Annotated in this window: 16 protein-coding genes; 9 read left to right on the top strand and 7 right to left on the bottom strand. The window is 60.2% G+C overall.

All coding sequences use genetic code 11. The annotated features are described in order from the left end of the window. Positions 1-10: 10 nt before the first annotated feature. Both ACU680_RS22660 and ACU680_RS22655 read right to left on the bottom strand, forming a co-directional pair. The gene (locus ACU680_RS22660; protein ID WP_448180558.1) at positions 11-502 is read right to left on the bottom strand and encodes a PIN domain-containing protein; all 492 of its coding nucleotides are present in this window, start codon (positions 500-502) and stop codon (positions 11-13) included. Then, positions 499-1,557, bottom strand: coding sequence for a helix-turn-helix domain-containing protein (locus ACU680_RS22655; RefSeq protein ID WP_039765108.1), 1,059 nt, complete (start codon positions 1,555-1,557; stop codon positions 499-501). The genes ACU680_RS22660 and ACU680_RS22655 overlap by 4 nt, the downstream gene beginning before the upstream one ends. A gap of 187 nt (positions 1,558-1,744) precedes the next feature. Here ACU680_RS22655 and ACU680_RS22650 point away from each other — a divergent pair, with 187 nt between their 5' ends. The 7 genes from ACU680_RS22650 to ACU680_RS22620 all read left to right on the top strand — a co-directional run bounded on the left by ACU680_RS22650 (position 1,745) and on the right by ACU680_RS22620 (position 10,949). Then, positions 1,745-2,749 carry a phosphate ABC transporter substrate-binding protein PstS gene (locus tag ACU680_RS22650; protein ID WP_086792482.1) on the top strand — a complete coding sequence of 335 codons (1,005 nt, stop codon included), beginning with the start codon at positions 1,745-1,747 and terminating at the stop codon, positions 2,747-2,749. 426 nt (positions 2,750-3,175) lie between these two features. Next, positions 3,176-5,209, top strand: coding sequence for an ABC transporter permease subunit (locus ACU680_RS22645; protein ID WP_448180586.1), 2,034 nt, complete (start codon positions 3,176-3,178; stop codon positions 5,207-5,209). A gap of 15 nt (positions 5,210-5,224) precedes the next feature. After that, positions 5,225-6,895, top strand: a complete 1,671-nt coding sequence (gene pstA / locus ACU680_RS22640; RefSeq protein WP_367082110.1) for a phosphate ABC transporter permease PstA — start codon at positions 5,225-5,227, stop codon at positions 6,893-6,895. Positions 6,896-7,079: 184 nt separating this feature from the next. Beyond that, positions 7,080-7,913: a phosphate ABC transporter ATP-binding protein PstB gene (gene pstB / locus ACU680_RS22635; RefSeq protein ID WP_007962289.1), complete on the top strand. Its 834-nt coding sequence runs from the start codon at positions 7,080-7,082 to the stop codon at positions 7,911-7,913. 70 nt (positions 7,914-7,983) lie between these two features. Continuing rightward, a complete protein-coding gene (gene phoU / locus ACU680_RS22630; protein WP_007962290.1) occupies positions 7,984-8,745 on the top strand; it encodes a phosphate signaling complex protein PhoU in 762 nt (253 codons plus the stop codon). A 178-nt stretch (positions 8,746-8,923) separates the two neighbouring features. Next, entirely contained in the window at positions 8,924-9,868 is a 945-nt protein-coding gene (locus ACU680_RS22625; RefSeq protein WP_448180557.1) for a response regulator, read from the top strand. Positions 9,869-10,052: 184 nt separating this feature from the next. After that, entirely contained in the window at positions 10,053-10,949 is an 897-nt protein-coding gene (locus ACU680_RS22620; RefSeq protein WP_448180556.1) for a peptidoglycan DD-metalloendopeptidase family protein, read from the top strand. Between the two features lie 171 nt (positions 10,950-11,120). Here ACU680_RS22620 and ACU680_RS22615 read toward each other — a convergent pair whose 3' ends face one another. The 3 genes from ACU680_RS22615 to phoB form a co-directional block, all read right to left on the bottom strand. After that, positions 11,121-12,461 (bottom strand): hemolysin family protein, encoded by a 1,341-nt coding sequence (locus tag ACU680_RS22615; RefSeq protein ID WP_007962298.1) that lies wholly within the window; start codon positions 12,459-12,461, stop codon positions 11,121-11,123. Positions 12,462-12,584: 123 nt separating this feature from the next. After that, positions 12,585-13,871, bottom strand: coding sequence for a phosphate regulon sensor histidine kinase PhoR (gene phoR, locus ACU680_RS22610; RefSeq protein ID WP_448180585.1), 1,287 nt, complete (start codon positions 13,869-13,871; stop codon positions 12,585-12,587). 74 nt (positions 13,872-13,945) lie between these two features. Continuing rightward, the gene (phoB, locus tag ACU680_RS22605; RefSeq protein WP_003229608.1) at positions 13,946-14,635 is read right to left on the bottom strand and encodes a phosphate regulon transcriptional regulator PhoB; all 690 of its coding nucleotides are present in this window, start codon (positions 14,633-14,635) and stop codon (positions 13,946-13,948) included. A 151-nt stretch (positions 14,636-14,786) separates the two neighbouring features. Between phoB and ACU680_RS22600 the strand changes: the two genes are divergently transcribed. Further along, positions 14,787-15,170, top strand: coding sequence for a COG4315 family predicted lipoprotein (locus tag ACU680_RS22600; RefSeq protein ID WP_108589142.1), 384 nt, complete (start codon positions 14,787-14,789; stop codon positions 15,168-15,170). Positions 15,171-15,253: 83 nt separating this feature from the next. On the opposite strand, the gene ubiA is transcribed toward ACU680_RS22600, so the two are convergent. Together ubiA and ACU680_RS22590 are read right to left on the bottom strand one after the other, a co-directional pair. After that, on the bottom strand, positions 15,254-16,144 hold the full coding sequence (ubiA, locus tag ACU680_RS22595; protein ID WP_007962302.1) for a 4-hydroxybenzoate octaprenyltransferase: 891 nt from the start codon (positions 16,142-16,144) through the stop codon (positions 15,254-15,256). Beyond that, positions 16,144-16,704 carry a chorismate--pyruvate lyase family protein gene (locus tag ACU680_RS22590; protein WP_448180555.1) on the bottom strand — a complete coding sequence of 187 codons (561 nt, stop codon included), beginning with the start codon at positions 16,702-16,704 and terminating at the stop codon, positions 16,144-16,146. Before ACU680_RS22590 ends, ubiA begins: the two co-directional genes overlap by 1 nt. Positions 16,705-16,904: 200 nt before the next feature. Here ACU680_RS22590 and ACU680_RS22585 point away from each other — a divergent pair, with 200 nt between their 5' ends. Further along, complete coding sequence (locus tag ACU680_RS22585) at positions 16,905-17,072, top strand: rubredoxin (protein ID WP_329696937.1); 168 nt, start codon at positions 16,905-16,907, stop codon at positions 17,070-17,072. Positions 17,073-17,080 lie beyond the last annotated feature (8 nt).

Here is a 17,080-nt window from a genome sequence, read left to right as displayed (position 1 = left end):
GTTCCAGGACTCAGGGCTTTCGCCAGCGCGAAAGCCTTGTTTCACACTCGCCAATCGGCAGGCGAGCACCGTGTTCGAGCATGTGAGCCAAAGCATTTGCAGCTTCTGTTTCGTCGATGACTTGGTGCTCTACCATTAAATCGAGCAGCCATAGCGCGCCGTGTACCTGTAACCCATCTCTTTGGGCCTGACGGCGCAACCTGCCATCTCCGGTGAGTAAAGGGCGGCCCGTTTCCTGCGCAAGTAAGTAACAGGAGACGTCGGCTAAAGAGCTGTTGTTGTGCTCGATCCTCAGCCCCGACAATCTTATTACACCTGCCTCATCGAACGATTCGACAATCAATCCTCGGTTGAGCAGTTCGTCGTGTGAAAAGTCGTCGAGTTCGTACATTACGAAGTCAGTGCAACACAGCGTAAACGGCAAACTGAACATCTGCTCCAGCAGTCCGGCATTTCTGAAGTCGATCCAGATATTTGTATCACTGATATAGATCAGACTCATGCACTCTCCAGTGAGCCCAAGAAATTGGGGTCAAGTGCGCTCACTGGTTTGCGCAGGAGTTCAGCAGCCCGCGACTTGGTGATCAATCCTTCCGCCAATCCCCAGAACACCAGCGAATCAAAGCGCTGGGGCGGTTTGCACGGCATAGGTTCGGGCTCTGCTTTGCGCCAGCCGTTGGCACTGAATTGAATAGTGAGGGATTTGTAGCCACTTTCGCTAAGTAGCTTCAGATCCTTCAGTCGTCTCAACGCAGCGTGCATCGATATTCCGTATTGGCGTTTGGCGATCAGTAGCTCTCGTGGATGGACTCTGGACCGGGGATGGCTGCCGAAATCGCCGGTTACGCTTTTGGCGGGGTAGAGAAATGCGCCGGCAAAACGGTGACAACAGTTTTCTTTGTCTCTCTCCGGCATGTCTCCAGGCAACGCCATAACCCAATGGCCGAGCTCATGAGCAGCCGTAAATCTGATTCGCTCACCTGGACGGTCAGCATTCAAAGCAATTAGTACGTGTTCGCCGTCACCGGTAGCAGCACAAGCGCCATCGAAATCATCTGGGCCGTTCAGCATTGCAACCTTGATGCTGTGCTCTTCCAGTTGCTCAGTCAGATTGGCGATGGGATCGCTACCGATTCCCCAAAACTGGCGAAGCTTCTCGGCTGCTAGCTCGGCCTCTTCGAGGGTTGAAACCGGGAGCATCTGTGCGGGGGTGGCAGGGGTCTGGATATCTGCTGGATCGAAACATTGCTCAAGTGAAATGTAGCGCTCGAGATGTTCCCGAATTTTTTCTTCAACTTGAGCTTGGCGATACTTGGGCATTCTGGCCAGCTTTCGAAACTCAAGAGGTGCCAGAGGAATAACCTCCGCGCGGAAAAAATATTCGGGGCTGACCTGAAGTGCCTTGGCCAGTTGCAGCAGGCGAGAAGAGTTTGGAGTGCTCAACCCTTTCTCATATTTGCTTAACGCTTGTTTGGTGATATCGCCAAGCTGGGCCGCCAGACCCTCTAGGGTGAGGCCTCGTTGCAGGCGGGCGCGGCGAATTCGGTCGTTTATCATGAGTTCCTCTCGTGGTTGACAAGGCTATCTTTTGGATTTGATTTGTCAACCTGCTGCGGAATTCATTTTTTGTGACACCCCGGATGCTGGCCTTTCATCCAATTGTCATATTTCAGCCATAGAGTGTTCACACGGCCTGCTGATACTTGGCCCCGAATTAACACACCCTATCTGCTAGGAGTAAGGCATGAAACTGAAGCGTTTGATGGCGGCAATGACTTTTGTCGCTGCTGGCGTTGCGACTGCCCACGCGGTAGCCGCTGGCGTTGACCCGGCAATTCCGGCTTACACCAAGGTCACCGGTGTATCGGGCAACTTGTCCAGCGTTGGTTCCGACACTCTGGCCAACCTCATGACCCTGTGGGCTGAGAACTACAAGAAAGAATACCCGAACGTAAACATCCAGATTCAGGCCGCTGGCTCCGCCACCGCGCCACCTGCGCTGACTGAAGGCACCTCCAACCTCGGCCCGATGAGCCGCAAGATGAAGGACACCGAACTGGCGGCCTTCGAACAGAAATACGGCTACAAGCCAACCGCTATCCCGGTGGCCGTGGACGCCCTGGCGGTGTTCGTGCACAAGGACAACCCGATCCAGCACCTGACCATGGAACAGGTTGACGCGATCTTCTCGTCCACCCGTCTGTGCGGCGCCAAAGCCGACGTGAAAACCTGGGGCGACCTGGGCGTGACCGGCGACCTGGCCAACAAGCCAGTGCAACTGTTCGGTCGTAACTCGGTATCCGGCACTTACGGCTACTTCAAGGAAGAAGCCCTGTGCAAAGGCGACTACAAGCCTAACGTCAACGAACAGCCAGGTTCGGCGTCGGTTGTGCAGTCGATCAGCTCCTCGCTGAACGGCATCGGTTACTCGGGCATCGGCTACAAGACTGCCAGCGTGAAGACCGTTGCCCTGTCGAAGAAAGGCAGCACTGACTTCATCGAAGACACCGAAGAAAACGCCCTGAACGGCAAGTACCCGCTGTCGCGCTTCCTCTACGTTTACGTGAACAAGGCCCCGAACAAGCCTCTGGCCCCGCTGGAAGCCGAGTTCGTGAAACTGGTTCTGTCCAAACAGGGTCAGGAAGTGGTGGTGAAAGACGGCTACATCCCGCTGCCGGCCAAGGTTGCTGCAAAAGCACTGGCTGACCTGGGTCTGCAGGAAGGCGGCGCTGAAGTCGCAAAAAAGTAACAAACTGAGTCCGGGGGTGAATCCCACCGGACTCAGGTAAAAGGCCGGATCTGCCAGCAGACCGGCCTTTTACACACCTCAAATTTTCAATCCTCTGCCAGTCCCGCTGGCGGTGGATTTGGTGCGTCACTGCATTGTCATCTTTCTGTCATACAGGATCGCTAGGGTGAGCGCATGAATGATCTGGCCAATTCCCCAATGACTACGACTTCCCCTCCCAAGCGCATTGATTTCAATACGCCTGAGCTGCAACGCAAGCGCCGCATCCGCGCGCTCAAGGATCGCTTCACCCGCTGGTACGTCCTCGTTGGCGGGCTTGCGGTGCTGGCAGCCATCACCCTGATCTTCTTCTTTCTCGCCTACGTTGTTGCACCGTTGTTCCACGGTGCCAGCCTGACCGCGAAAGACGCCATTACCCCAGCCTGGATGCAGGACGCCGGCAAGCCGCTGATGATTTCGCTCGAAGAGCAGAATCAGGTGGCGATGCGCGTTTCCGACAAGGGCCAGGCGCTGTTCTTCGATATCGACAGTGGCGCTGAACTGAAGCGCGTCGATCTGCCGGTGCCTGCCGGCGCTACCGTAACTTCCATTGGTGAAGATCAGCCAGGTCATCCGCTGGTGGCGGTGGGCCTGTCCAACGGCCAGGCGCTGGTGTTCCGTCACACCTATAAAGTCAGCTACCCCGATGGCAAGAAAACCATCACTCCAGCCATCGAGTTTCCTTACGGCAACACACCGATCGCAGTGAACGATAGCGGCGGGGCGTTGGAGCACGTCAGCCTCAACGCCACCGATTCGACCCTGATGCTGGTGGGTTCGACCGGTTCGCAACTCAATGTGCTGTCGCTGACCAGCGAAGAAAACATGATGACCGGCGAAGTCACCAACGAGCAGAAGCGTATCGAGCTGCCGCAGATGACTGAACCGGTGAAAAACATCTTCGTCGACCCGCGCCAGCAATGGCTGTACGTGGTCAACGGGCGTGCCCAGGCCGACGTGTTCAGCTTGCGCGACAAGAGCCTTAACGGTCGCTACAAACTGCTGGAAAACGCTGACGCCGAAGTCACCGCGAGCACGCAACTGGTGGGCGGCATCTCGCTGATCATCGGTGACTCCAAGGGTGGCCTGGCCCAGTGGTTCATGGCTCGCGATACCGATGGCGAGCTGCGCCTGAAGCAGATCCGTACCTTCCAGATGGGCTCCGCGCCAATCGTTGAAATCACCGCCGAAGAGCGTCGCAAGGGCTTCGTTGCTCTCGATGCCAGCGGCAAGCTCGGCGTGTTCCACAGCACCGCGCACCGCACTTTGCTGGTCGAGCCGGTTGCCGAAGGCCAGGGCCTGTTCGGCCTGTCGCCACGCGCCAACCGGGTGATCGTCGAGGCCGGCGGCAAGCTGCAACCGCTGCTGCTCGACAACCCGCACCCGGAAGTGTCGTGGAGCGCGTTGTGGAGCAAGGTCTGGTACGAGAACTACGACGAGCCTAAATACGTCTGGCAATCGACCGCCGCCAACACCGATTTCGAACCGAAGCTGAGCCTGTCGCCACTGACCTTCGGCACCCTGAAAGCCGCGTTCTACGCCATGCTGCTGGCCGCGCCACTGGCGGTTGCCGCCGCGATCTACACCGCCTACTTCATGGCCCCGGGCATGCGCCGCAAGGTCAAACCGGTGATCGAGCTGATGGAAGCGATGCCGACGGTGATCCTCGGGTTCTTCGCCGGTCTGTTCCTCGCCCCGTATGTGGAAGGGCATCTGCCGGGCATCTTCAGCCTGCTGATGCTGTTGCCGATCGGCATTCTGGTGGCCGGTTTCACCTTCAGCCGCCTGCCTGAGTCGATTCGCCTGAAGGTCCCGGACGGCTGGGAAAGTGCGCTGCTGATTCCGGTGATCCTGTTCGTCGGTTGGCTGTCGCTGTACATGAGCCCGTACATGGAGAACTGGTTCTTCGGCGGTGACATGCGCATGTGGATCTCCCACGACCTGGGCATCACCTACGACCAGCGCAACGCTCTGGTGGTTGGTCTGGCGATGGGTTTTGCGGTGATCCCGAACATCTACTCGATTGCCGAAGACGCCGTGTTCAGCGTGCCGCGTGGCCTGACCCTCGGTTCCTTGGCGCTCGGTGCCACGCCGTGGCAGACCATGACTCGCGTGGTGATCCTCACCGCCAGCCCGGGGATCTTCTCGGCGCTTATGATCGGCATGGGCCGTGCGGTCGGCGAAACCATGATCGTGTTGATGGCCACCGGTAACACTCCGGTCATGGAAATGAACCTGTTCGAAGGCCTGCGCACCCTGGCCGCCAACGTCGCGGTGGAAATGCCCGAGTCGGAAGTCGGCGGCAGCCACTACCGCGTGCTGTTCCTCTCGGCGCTGGTGCTGCTGTTGTTCACCTTCGTCATGAACACCCTGGCAGAACTGATTCGTCAGCGTCTGCGCAAGAAATACTCGTCGCTTTAAGAAAGGTAGAAGTCTGTGAAACAGAACTCCCTGAATGGATGGTTCAAGAGCGGCGCCCCGGGCGTCTGGATCAGCGGTGGCGCGGTGTCCATCGCGGTCATCATGACCATTGGCCTGCTGGCGGTGATTGCCGTGCGCGGTCTCGGTCACTTCTGGCCGGCGGACCTGATCCACGCCAGCTACGACGTACCGGGCCAGGCCAATCACCTGGTCATCGGCGAAGTGGTACAGAAGGAAGAAGTGCCGCGTGCCCGCCTGAAAAGCGCCGGCCTGCCGGTGCCTGATCAAGGCCCGGAATTCATGACCCGCGAGCTGATCAAGGTCGGCAACCGTGACCTGAACGGCAACGACTTCACCTGGGTGGTCGGCGAGTGGCTGACCAACCAGACCACGCCGCAGGAACTGATGGCGATCGAGCGTCGCGAGTGGGGCAACTTCTACGGTTACCTGGTCAACGTCAAACAGGACGGCAAGGTGATCGCCGAGGGCGAAGCGGCCTGGCCTGAGCTGCAAGCGCGAATCAACCGTGTGAACGGTCTGGCGGCGCAACTCAAGTCGCTGGAAAAGACTGATATCGGTGCGATCAACGCAGGGCTGGAACGCATCCGCCTGCACGGGCGCAAACTGGAACTCGACGGCAAGCTCGACGCCACCGCGCAAGCGGACATGGACGCCGAACGTGCCGAGCTGAACGCGCGTTATCAGGACATCGAAGCCCGTCTGAGCGATCTGCATGCGCAGTTTAACCGCGACGCGCTGACCGCCCGCGATGCCAACGGCAAAGAGATCGAAATCAGCCTGGGCAAAGTGGTTCACGCCTATCAGCCGAATGCCATGGGCACGCTGACCAAGATCGGTTTCTACTTCAGCAAGGTCTGGGAGTTCCTGTCCGACGACCCGCGTGAAGCGAACACCGAAGGCGGGATCTTCCCGGCGATTTTCGGCACCGTGATGATGACCCTGATCATGGCGATGATCGTGACCCCGTTCGGCGTACTGGCGGCGGTCTACCTGCGCGAATACGCCAAGCAGAACGCTCTGACCCGGATCATCCGCATCGCGGTAAACAACCTCGCCGGCGTTCCGGCGATCGTCTACGGCGTGTTCGGTCTGGGCTTCTTCGTCTACGTGCTGGGTGGCTCGGTCGACCGTCTGTTCTTCCCCGAAGCACTGCCGGCGCCGACCTTCGGTACTCCGGGTCTGCTCTGGGCCTCGCTGACCCTGGCGCTGCTGGCGGTGCCGGTGGTGATCGTGGCGACCGAGGAAGGTCTGGCGCGTATCCCGCGCACCGTCCGTGAAGGCTCGCTGGCACTGGGCGCGACCAAGGCCGAAACGCTGTGGAAGATCGTTCTGCCAATGGCCAGCCCGGCGATGATGACCGGCATGATCCTCGCCGTGGCCCGCGCCGCCGGTGAAGTGGCGCCGCTGATGCTGGTGGGTGTGGTGAAACTGGCGCCGTCGCTGCCGGTGGACGGCAACTACCCGTACCTGCACCTGGACCAGAAGATCATGCACCTGGGCTTCCACATCTATGACGTCGGCTTCCAGAGCCCGAACGTCGAAGCGGCACGACCGCTGGTGTACGCCACGGCGCTGCTGCTGGTGCTGGTGATCGCCACGTTGAACCTGTCGGCGGTGTGGATTCGTAACCACCTGCGCGAAAAATACAAAGCTTTGGACAGTTAATACAGACCCTGTGGGAGCTGGCTTGCCAGCGATGCAGGCGACTCGGTCTGCCAGTAACACCGCGGTGATGCCATCGCTGGCAAGCCAGCTCCCACAGGAGTCGCGACAGACACAGAATTTGAGTAACCCGCTGGCGTTGTCCGGCGGTTCAACGAACCGAATTTGTTAGCACAGGGAGCCTCCCATGCAGCACGAAACACATACCCACGGCATCAATATGTCGGCCCTGGGTCGCGACAAGCAGAGCCTGAGCCTCGAGCAGGAAACCGTGGCCATCGAAGTCCCGGGCCTGAGCCTGTTCTACGGCGAGAAGCAGGCACTGTTCGACGTCAGCATGAACATCCCGAAACAGCGCGTGACCGCTTTCATCGGCCCGTCCGGCTGCGGCAAGTCCACGTTGCTGCGCACCTTCAACCGCATGAACGACCTGGTTGACGGCTGCCGTGTCGAAGGTGCGATCAACCTGTACGGCAACAACATCTACCGCAAGGGTGAAGACGTTGCCGAACTGCGTCGCCGCGTCGGCATGGTGTTCCAGAAGCCCAACCCGTTCCCCAAGACCATCTACGAAAACGTGGTCTACGGTTTGCGCATTCAGGGCATCAACAAGAAGCGCATTCTCGACGAAGCGGTCGAGTGGGCGTTGAAAGGCGCGGCACTGTGGGATGAAGTCAAAGACCGGCTGCATGACTCGGCACTCGGCCTGTCCGGTGGTCAGCAGCAGCGACTGGTGATCGCCCGCACCATCGCGGTTGAGCCGGAAGTGCTGCTGCTCGATGAACCGTGCTCGGCCCTCGACCCGATCTCGACCCTGAAAGTCGAAGAGCTGATCTACGAGCTGAAGTCCAAGTTCACCATCGTCATCGTGACCCACAACATGCAGCAGGCCGCGCGGGTTTCCGACTACACGGCGTTCATGTACATGGGCAAACTGGTGGAATTCGGCGACACCGACACCCTGTTCACCAATCCGGCGAAGAAACAGACCGAAGACTACATCACCGGTCGTTATGGCTGACAGTTGCGGTTATTCACAGAATTGACGCTGCGGCCCACCGCACCTTACCGGACGCTCCAAGGACGCCAACATGATTAGTAAAGAAGGCCTTACCCACCACATCTCCGCGCAGTTCAACGCCGAGCTTGAGGAAGTGCGCAGCCACCTCCTGGCCATGGGCGGGCTGGTCGAGAAGCAGGTCAACGACGCGGTCACCGCGCTGATCGAGGCCGACTCGGGTCTGGCCCAGCAGGTGCGCGAGATCGACGACCAGATCAATCAGATGGAACGCAACATCGACGAAGAATGCCTGCGCATTCTCGCCCGTCGGCAGCCGGCGGCGTCCGACCTGCGGCTGATCATCAGCATTTCCAAGTCAGTGATCGACCTGGAGCGCATCGGCGACGAAGCGACCAAGATCGCCCGTCGCGCCATTCAGCTGTGCGAAGAAGGCGAAGCGCCGCGCGGTTACGTCGAAGTGCGTCACATCGGCGACCAGGTGCGCAACATGGTGCGCGATGCGCTGGACGCGTTTGCCCGCTTCGACGCCGATCTGGCGCTGTCGGTGGCGCAATACGACAAGGTCATCGACCGCGAATACAAGACTGCCCTGCGCGAGCTGGCGACCTACATGATGGAAGACCCGCGCTCTATCTCGCGGGTTCTGAGCATCATCTGGGTCCTGCGTTCGCTGGAGCGCATCGGCGATCATGCGCGCAACATCTCGGAGCTGGTGATTTACCTGGTGCGCGGCACCGATGTGCGCCACCTGGGCCTCAAACGCATGAAAGAAGAAGTTCAAGGCACAAGCGGCGAAACCGCTAATGTTCCGGGCGATGCTGACGATAAGTAAGATTGCCTGAGAAAAGCGCCCGGCCCTTTGGCCGGGCGTTTTTGTTTATGGTGCTTGAACAGCGAATCGAATTAAAAAGCAGCACCCGCGAACGAAAAGTCCCGGCGTGACTGAAGATTGTTGGCAATGTGCCATCAGCAAAGCGGTATGCTTGCCGGGATTTTTATAGGGGTGTTGGATGAGCAAGATCAGTGTGTTGGTCGTGGACGATGCTTCGTTCATTCGCGACCTGGTGAAAAAATGCCTGCGTAACTATTTTCCGGGGATCCGCACCGAGGATGCCATCAACGGTAAAAAGGCCCAGGCCATGCTGGCCAAAGAAGCGTTCGACCTGGTCCTGTGCGATTGGGAAATGCCGGAAATGTCCGGTCTTGAGCTGCTGACCTGGTGCCGTCAGCAAGACAATCTCAAGTCGATGCCATTCATCATGGTCACCAGCCGTGGTGACAAAGAGAACGTGGTGCAGGCGATTCAGGCCGGCGTTTCCGGCTATGTCAGCAAGCCGTTCACCAACGAGCAACTGCTGACCAAGGTCAAGCAGGCGCTGAACAAGGTTGGCAAGCTCGACGCCCTGATGAACAGCGCGCCAACCAAGATGAACTCGGCGTTCGGCAACGACTCCCTGAGTGCATTGACCGGCGGCAAGCCTGCCGTGGTTGGTGCCGCGCCGGCGGCCGCTGCTGCGGTCAATCCGTTCGCCAAGCCTGCTGCAGCTGCTGCGCCGTCGCGTGGTCTGCTCAACAGCCCGCCGGTGCAGGCTCCGGCTGCCTCGAAAGCGCCGGCCGGTGGTCGTGGCCAGGGTCAGTTGCGCCTGCCAAGCGGCATCCAGCAATGCGTGATCAAGGCCCTGAGCATCAAGGAAGCGCTGTTGGTGGTGAAACGCACCGACACCCTGCCGCAGATCCTCGACAGCGCCGTGCTCGATCTGGAGCAGGGCGACAACGCCGAAATCGCCCGCCTCAATGGCTACCTGCACGCCGTGGTCGCCCACGAGCCGAAGCCGGACAGCGAATGGCTGCAATTGACCTTCCGCTTTGTCGATCAGGACGCGCAGAAGCTCGACTACATCTCCCGCCTGATCGCTCGCGGTACGGCGCAGAAGCACTTCGTTCCAGGCGCGTAAGCGGCGCATCGAAAAAGATCGCAGCCTTCGGCAGCTCCTACAGGATCGCATTCCGATGTAGGAGCTGCCGCAGGCTGCGATCTTTTGCTTTGTGCGCTGCCCAATTTGAAACATCTGTCGACTAGCCTGGTCTGTCTCAGCTGCTAGGCTCATTTTCAGGCCTTCCTTCGACAGACTCTTGCCCATGCTCGCGCGCCTGCTGTTTTTCTGTGGTCTTTTCCTGGCCTCCACCTCGACTGTGGCCATGACCATTTACAAATCCACCGATGCCAACGGCGTGGTCTCGTACAGCGACCGGCCGAGCAAAGGCTCGCAGGTGTTCGTGTTTCAGCACCGCATGGTCGAGCACCTGGAGCGTCAGGTGTATCTCGATATCAAGAAGCAGAAGGGCAGCGACGTGGTGTTCGTGCGCAACGATCTGTATGCGCCGGTCGAGATTGCACTGGCGTTCACCGGCCTGAGCAATGTGCGTGGTGCACCGGCGCAGACGATTCGCCGGGTGCTGCCGGCGCGCAGCAACACGCGGTTGGCGCTGTTGACGGCGATTACCCGCGGTCAGCCGTTGGTATATTCCCCGCAATTCCAGTATTCGCTGGGTGATCCCACAGGCGCCGCGCAGAGCTATCGCTACCCGCTGCCGTGGCGGGGCGGGCCGTTCCGTCTCAGTCAGGGTGCCAATGGCCAATACAGCCACTATGGGCTGAAGAACCGGTATGCGATGGACATCGCCATGCCGGTGGGCACACCGATCATTGCCGCACGGGCCGGGGTGGTGGTGAAAACCGAAAATTCACAGAGCGGACGCGGTAACGATGCCTCCGGCAATTTCGTCCGGGTGCTGCACGACGACGGCACGATGGGTGTGTACCTGCATCTCAAGCAAGGTTCGGTGAGCGTACGCGAGGGGCAGCGGGTGACGGTTGGCAGCCCGCTGGCGCTGTCCGGCAATACCGGCAACAGCAGCGGCCCGCACCTGCACTTTGTGGTGCAGCGCAATACCGGGCAGGGGCTGGTGTCGATTCCGTATCAGTTCAATCAACCACTGGGGGCGTTGCCCAACTTTGCGTTGGGCAAACAGTAAAACCAGTGGAGCTCAACTGTGGCGAGGGAGCTTGCTCCCGCTGGGCTGCGAAGCGGCCCCAAAACCCTGAAACCGCGTTCGATCAGATATACCTTGCACACTGCTCTGCGACTGCTGCGCAGCCGAGCGGGAGCAAGCTCCCTCGCCACAAAAGCTGTCCTGCAATCGCGATCAATCCAGCATCAACACCTTCGCCAGTACAATCTTCGGCCCTTTCATCTTCTTGATGATGATCCGCAGGCCTTCGACTTCCAGCACTTCTTCCTCTTCCGGTACCCGTTTCAGGGTCTCGTAAACCAGCCCGGCGAGGGTTTCGGCTTCGATGTGATCCAGGTCGATACCGAGCAGGCGTTCAACCTTGAACAGCGGCGTGTCGCCACGTACCAGCAGCTTGCCCGGCTGATACGCTAGGATCCCGCGCTCGGCCTTGCGGTGTTCGTCCTGGATGTCGCCGACCAGCACTTCCAGCACGTCTTCCATGGTCAGGTAGCCGATGATGTTGCCATCGGCCTCTTCAACCACGGCAAAGTGCGAGCCGCCCTTGCGGAACTGCTCCAGCAGTTGCGACAGCGGCATGTGCCGCGATACGCGCTCCAGCGGGCGGGTCAGTTCAGCCAGGTTGAACGACTCGGGAATGTGGTCCAGCGCCGCCAGCTCCAGCAGCAGGTCCTTGATGTGCAGCAGGCCGACAAACTCTTGGCGCTCGCTGTCGTACACCGGATACCGGCTGAACTTGTGGCGACGGAACATTGCGAGGATTTCTTTCAACGGCGCGTTGAATTCCAGGGTGATCAGGTCTTCGCGGGAGTTGGCCCAGTCGACCACCTCCAGTTCGCCCATCTCCACCGCCGAGGCCAGCACGCGCATGCCCTGGTCGCTCGGGTCCTGACCACGGCTGGAGTGCAGGATCAGTTTCAGTTCTTCGCGGCTGTAATGGTGTTCGTGGTGCGGGCCGGGTTCGCCCTGGCCAGCGATGCGCAGAATCGCGTTGGCGCTGGCGTTGAGCAGGTAGATCGCCGGGTACATCGCCCAGTAGAACAGGTACAGCGGCACCGCCGTCCACAGCGACAGCAGCTCGGGTTTGCGGATCGCCCACGACTTGGGCGCCAGTTCACCGACCACGATGTGCAGGTAGGAAATGATGAAGAACGCGGTAAAGAACGAAATGCCTTTGACCACTTCCGGCGACTGCACACCGACCGCGCTCAGCAGCGGCTCGAGAAGGTGCGCGAACGCCGGCTCACCGACCCAGCCCAGGCCGAGGGAGGCGAGGGTGATACCGAGCTGACAGGCCGATAGGTACGCATCGAGCTGACTGTGTACGGTGCGCAGGATGTGTCCGCGCCAGCCGTTCTTGTCGGCGATGGCCTCGACCCGGGTCGAGCGCAGTTTGACCATGGCGAATTCCGCCGCAACGAAGAAGCCGTTGAGCAAAACCAGGATCAGAGCGAAAAGAATCATGCCGAAATCGGCGAAAATCGTAGCGAGGGACAAGCCAGGGGAAGGGTCCATGATGGAGTTTTGCAGGTTCCGTGTGATTCGTAAGAGAGAAGAAATCGCGCCTGAAAGGCAGACGCAAGTCAGCCAATGTAGCGGCTGACATGGCGATTGCCTAGTGGCGCGTGCTGGCCGGTATCACTCGGCGGCGCTGATAGCCCGTGCCTGGGCCACCTGGGCCGGGGCGAAATGACAGGTGAACGTGCTGCCATGACCGGGCACGCTGCTGATCTCCATCCGCGCGCGGTGGCGCAGCAGCACGTGTTTGACGATCGCCAGGCCCAGCCCGGTGCCGCCAGTGTTGGAGTTGCGGCTGGAGTCGACGCGGTAGAAGCGTTCGGTCAGGCGCGGCAGGTGTTTGCTGTCGATGCCGATCCCGGAATCCTGCACGCTCAGGTGCGCGCCTTGCTCGTCGCCCCACCAGCGAATGTGGATATTGCCTTCGGCCGGGGTGTATTTCACCGCGTTGAACACCAGGTTGGAGAAGGCGCTGCGCAGCTCCGCCTCGCTGCCCTTGAGCAGGATCTTCCCGTCGGCTTCGAGGGTGATTTTCTGGTTTTTCTGCCCGGACAACTGCTGGGCGTCGCTCTTGATCGATTGCAGCAGGGTATCGATCTGCACCGGCTGGTTGTCCGACGGGTAGTCGGTGGCTTCCAGTTTCGCCAGCAACAGCAGGTCGTTGAGCAGCGTCTGCATGCGCCCGCCCTGTTGTTGCATCTGCTGCAGGGCGCGGCTCCAGCGCGGGTTCACTTCCTCGACGTTGTCGAGCAGGGTTTCCAGATAGCCGCAGATCACCGTCAGCGGCGTGCGCAGTTCGTGGGAGACGTTGGCGATGAAGTCTTTGCGCATCTGTTCCAGCTGATGGATGCGCGTGACGTCGCGCACCAGCATCAAGTGTTCGTTGTTGCCGTAGCGCGTCAGGTACAGCTGAATGCGCACCCGATCATTGGTCGGCGAAGGGATTTCCAGCGGTTCGGCGTAGCTTTCCTGCTCGAAGTATTCCTTGAAGCGCGGATGGCGCACCAGGTTGGTCACCGGTTGGCCGCTGTCTTGCGGGGTCTTGAGGCCGAGCAGGGTTTCGGCAGCGCGGTTCCACCATTCCAGGTTGCCGTCGCTGTCGAGCATGATCACAGCATCTTTCAGCGCGGCGGTGGACTCCTGCACCCGGTCGATCACCGCTTGCAGGCGTCCGCGTACCCGTTGGTCGCGGCGTTGCAGGTGGTAGATGCTGTCGAATACCTCGCCCCACAGGCCATAGCCGTCGGGCGGTGCTTCATCGGGTTGGTGCAGGCGCAGCCATTCGTGCAAACGCAGCAGTTGCTTGAGCGTCCAGGCCAGGTAAATCCCCAGGCCGGCAGCGAGGCTCCAGCCGTAATAGCCGGTGATCAGGCCGATCACCAGACACGCTGTGACCAGCAACAGCATGTGGCGAATCAGGGTGCCATGCCAGTTTTGATTCACGGAAAATACGGTCCTTGTCAGCGAGTCTGGCGGTCGGATCAGGCCTTGGTGGAAAACCGGTAGCCGGTGCCGCGCACGGTTTGTACCAGATTTTCGTAGGCGTCGCCGAGGGCCTTGCGCAGGCGCCGGATGTGCACGTCGACGGTGCGCTCTTCAACATAGACGTTGCCGCCCCAGACCTGATCCAGCAACTGGCCGCGGGTGTAGGCGCGTTCCTGGTGGGTCATGAAGAATTGCAGCAGACGATATTCGGTCGGGCCCATCTCGGCCGGACGCCCGTCGATGGTCACGCGGTGGCTGATCGGGTCGAGCAGCAGGCCGCCGACTTCGATCGGCGCTTCGCCATCGGTCGGGCCGGCGCGGCGCAGCACAGCCTTGAGGCGGGCGACCAGTTCGCGTGGGGAAAACGGTTTGGTGATGTAGTCGTCGGCGCCGACCTCAAGACCCTGGATCTTGTTGTCCTCTTCGCCTTTGGCGGTGAGCATGATGATCGGGATGTCCCCGGTCAGCTCGTCGCGCTTGAGACGGCGGGCCAGTTCGATGCCGGAGGTGCCGGGCAGCATCCAGTCGAGCAGGATCAGGTCCGGTTTGCGGTCAACGATGATGGCGTGAGCCTGCTGCGAGTTCTCAGCCTCGAGGCAGTCATAGCCGGCCATTTCCAACGCAACGGCGATCATTTCGCGAATGGGCGCTTCGTCGTCGACGATCAGAATGCTCCTGCCAACCATGCCTTAATCCTCTTGTCATTTAACTGTCTTGCGCCGCATTAGATAACGGAATTATTGCAGTCGTGTGACAGTATTTTAGTCGCCCGGCGATTGTCCGGATCCTGGACTAAGCTCTAAGTCCGAATCCTGACAACCACAAAAGAAGGTTTCCATGACTCAAATGACTGCTTCTTTCAAAGCTCTGCTGCTGGCTGCTGCCGTTGCTTTACCGACCATGGCGTTTGCTGCTGAGCCAGCGATGGAGAAGGACGGCATGTTTACCGATCACAAGGGCATGACCCTGTATACCTTCGCCAAAGACTCGGCGGGCAAGTCCATGTGCAACGACAAGTGCGCGGCGAACTGGCCACCGTTGATGGCTGCGGCGGGCGACAAGTCCATGGGCGACTGGACCGTGATCAAGCGCGATGACGGCAAGATGCAATGGGCCTACGAAGGCAAACCGCTGTATACGTTCGTGATGGACAAGAAGGCCGGTGACATGACCGGTGAGGGCAAAATGGACGGCGCCTGGCACGTCGCCAAGGCCAAATAGCGCAAAAGATCGCAGCCTTCGGCAGCTCCTACACTGGAATGTGTACACCCTGTAGGAGCTGCCGCAGGCTGCGATCTTTTCAATCAGCGCAACGCGTAATCCAACACAATCCCGACAAAAATTGCCAACCCCGCCCAGTGGTTGTGCAGAAATGCCTTGAAGCAACGCATCCGGTCGCGATCGCGGGTGTACCAGAACTCCCACGCGTAACAGCCAGCGGCCACCAGCAAGCCGAGATGGAACCACACGCCCAGCTCGAACTTCGAGCCTGCCAGCAACAGGCAACCGAGCGACAGCGCCTGCAGGGTGAGGATGATTATCCGATCGGCATCACCGAACAGAATCGCCGTGGATTTCACACCGATCTTCAGATCGTCGTCACGGTCAGTCATCGCGTAATAGGTGTCATAACCCACCGTCCACAGCAGGTTGGCGATCCACAGCAGCCATGCCGCCGCCGGCAGCTCACCGGTCTCGGCGGTAAATGCCATCGGCATGCCCCATGAAAACGCTGCGCCCAGCACCACTTGCGGGTAATAGGTGTAGCGCTTCATGAACGGATAGGTGAACGCCAGTGCCAGGCCGCCGAGCGACAACCAGATGGTCGGCGCATTGGTGCACAGCACCAGCAGGAAACTCACGCCCATCAGCAGCGCGAAGAACACCAGCGCCTCTTTCGAGCTGATCTTGCCGCTGGCCAGCGGTCGTTGCGCGGTGCGTTTGACGTGGCCATCGACCTTGCGGTCAGCCCAGTCGTTGATCACGCAGCCGCCGGCGCGGGTCAGCACCACGCCGAGGACGAAAATCACGATGTTGGCCAGCGATGGCGAACCCTTGCCGGCAATCCACAGCGCCCACAGTGTCGGCCACAGCAGCAGGTAAATGCCGATCGGCTTGTCCATGCGCGTCAGCTGAATGAAATCCCAGGCGCGCGGGTTCAAGCGGTTCAGGGACTTGAGCAGGCTCTGGTACATCAGCAGTTCTCCGGATGGGCGCGGGCGGCGCTCCACAACGTCGGCAGGAAAATCTCCGCCACCAGCACGCTCAAGGCGCCACGGTCGAAGCGCGAGCGCCGGCCCCACAGCTCGGGGGCGCGGCACGCTGGCGGCAGCCAGTCCTGCGGGTAGTGACAGACCTCGATGGCGCGGCGCTGGAAGGCGTGGTCGCAAAACAGCAGTTCGCCCAGCGAACGGCTGCCCAGTTCATCCATGTGCAGGCCGTCGCCTTGGAGGGCGGCGCGCGACGCCACGCTGCGGGCGAACACCCAGGCCTCGCCATGCCCGCGCAGATAAACCTCGCGCACCCAGCCTTCGCTGCCTTCGGCCAGCGCCAGCGCCGCGCATTCGTCGCTGCGCAGGGTGTCCCAGCCTTCGAACAGCGGCGTGACGCTGAAGCCGTCATTCGACAGCCGCATCAGGCGGCGGGTCAGCGAGCCTTCGTCGAACAACCAGTTCAGGGTCAACGAATCGGGAAGGGGCGTCAGTCGGCTTTGAGTCAGCCAGAGCGGGGCCGGGCAGGCATTTGAATGTTGCACAATGAGTCATTATTGGCCGCAAATGAGGCGGCGAGCTTAACATGGCGTGCTGCGAATTTGATGGATCCGGGTCGCCGTTGCGCCGAACAGGCTTGCATCTGCCCGGCACCCTCAGTACAAAACGCCCTGAGCCGGATGGCAGCGCAACCACCATCGACCGTCCGCGCCGACAAAAGCCTGAATCCTGAGGAAGTAACTGAATGAAAAAGTGGCAATGCATCGTCTGCGGCCTGATTTACAACGAAGCTGAGGGTTGGCCGGATGACGGCATCGCGCCGGGCACCCTGTGGCAGGACGTGCCGGAAGACTGGCTGTGCCCGGACTGTGGCGTCGGCAAGATGGACTTCGAAATGATCGAAATCAACTGAGAAAAACC

Source organism: Pseudomonas sp. LF020 (genome assembly GCF_053456425.1).
The sequence above is the reverse complement of the archived record's forward strand: the minus strand, read 5'-3'. Positions and strand labels throughout refer to the sequence as shown.

Bases quoted from the DNA above. Each gene is read 5' to 3' on its own strand.
- ACU680_RS22660 (WP_448180558.1), bottom strand. From the start codon at position 502: ATGAGTCTGATCTATATCAGTGATACAAATATCTGGATCGACTTCAGA.
- ACU680_RS22655 (WP_039765108.1), bottom strand. From the start codon at position 1,557: ATGATAAACGACCGAATTCGCCGCGCCCGCCTGCAACGAGGCCTCACC.
- ACU680_RS22650 (WP_086792482.1), top strand. From the start codon at position 1,745: ATGAAACTGAAGCGTTTGATGGCGGCAATGACTTTTGTCGCTGCTGGC.
- ACU680_RS22645 (WP_448180586.1), top strand. From the start codon at position 3,176: ATGCAGGACGCCGGCAAGCCGCTGATGATTTCGCTCGAAGAGCAGAAT.
- pstB (WP_007962289.1), top strand. From the start codon at position 7,080: ATGCAGCACGAAACACATACCCACGGCATCAATATGTCGGCCCTGGGT.
- phoU (WP_007962290.1), top strand. From the start codon at position 7,984: ATGATTAGTAAAGAAGGCCTTACCCACCACATCTCCGCGCAGTTCAAC.
- ACU680_RS22625 (WP_448180557.1), top strand. From the start codon at position 8,924: ATGAGCAAGATCAGTGTGTTGGTCGTGGACGATGCTTCGTTCATTCGC.
- ACU680_RS22620 (WP_448180556.1), top strand. From the start codon at position 10,053: ATGCTCGCGCGCCTGCTGTTTTTCTGTGGTCTTTTCCTGGCCTCCACC.
- ACU680_RS22615 (WP_007962298.1), bottom strand. From the start codon at position 12,461: ATGGACCCTTCCCCTGGCTTGTCCCTCGCTACGATTTTCGCCGATTTC.
- phoR (WP_448180585.1), bottom strand. From the start codon at position 13,871: ATGCTGTTGCTGGTCACAGCGTGTCTGGTGATCGGCCTGATCACCGGC.
- phoB (WP_003229608.1), bottom strand. From the start codon at position 14,635: ATGGTTGGCAGGAGCATTCTGATCGTCGACGACGAAGCGCCCATTCGC.
- ACU680_RS22600 (WP_108589142.1), top strand. From the start codon at position 14,787: ATGACTCAAATGACTGCTTCTTTCAAAGCTCTGCTGCTGGCTGCTGCC.
- ubiA (WP_007962302.1), bottom strand. From the start codon at position 16,144: ATGTACCAGAGCCTGCTCAAGTCCCTGAACCGCTTGAACCCGCGCGCC.
- ACU680_RS22585 (WP_329696937.1), top strand. From the start codon at position 16,905: ATGAAAAAGTGGCAATGCATCGTCTGCGGCCTGATTTACAACGAAGCT.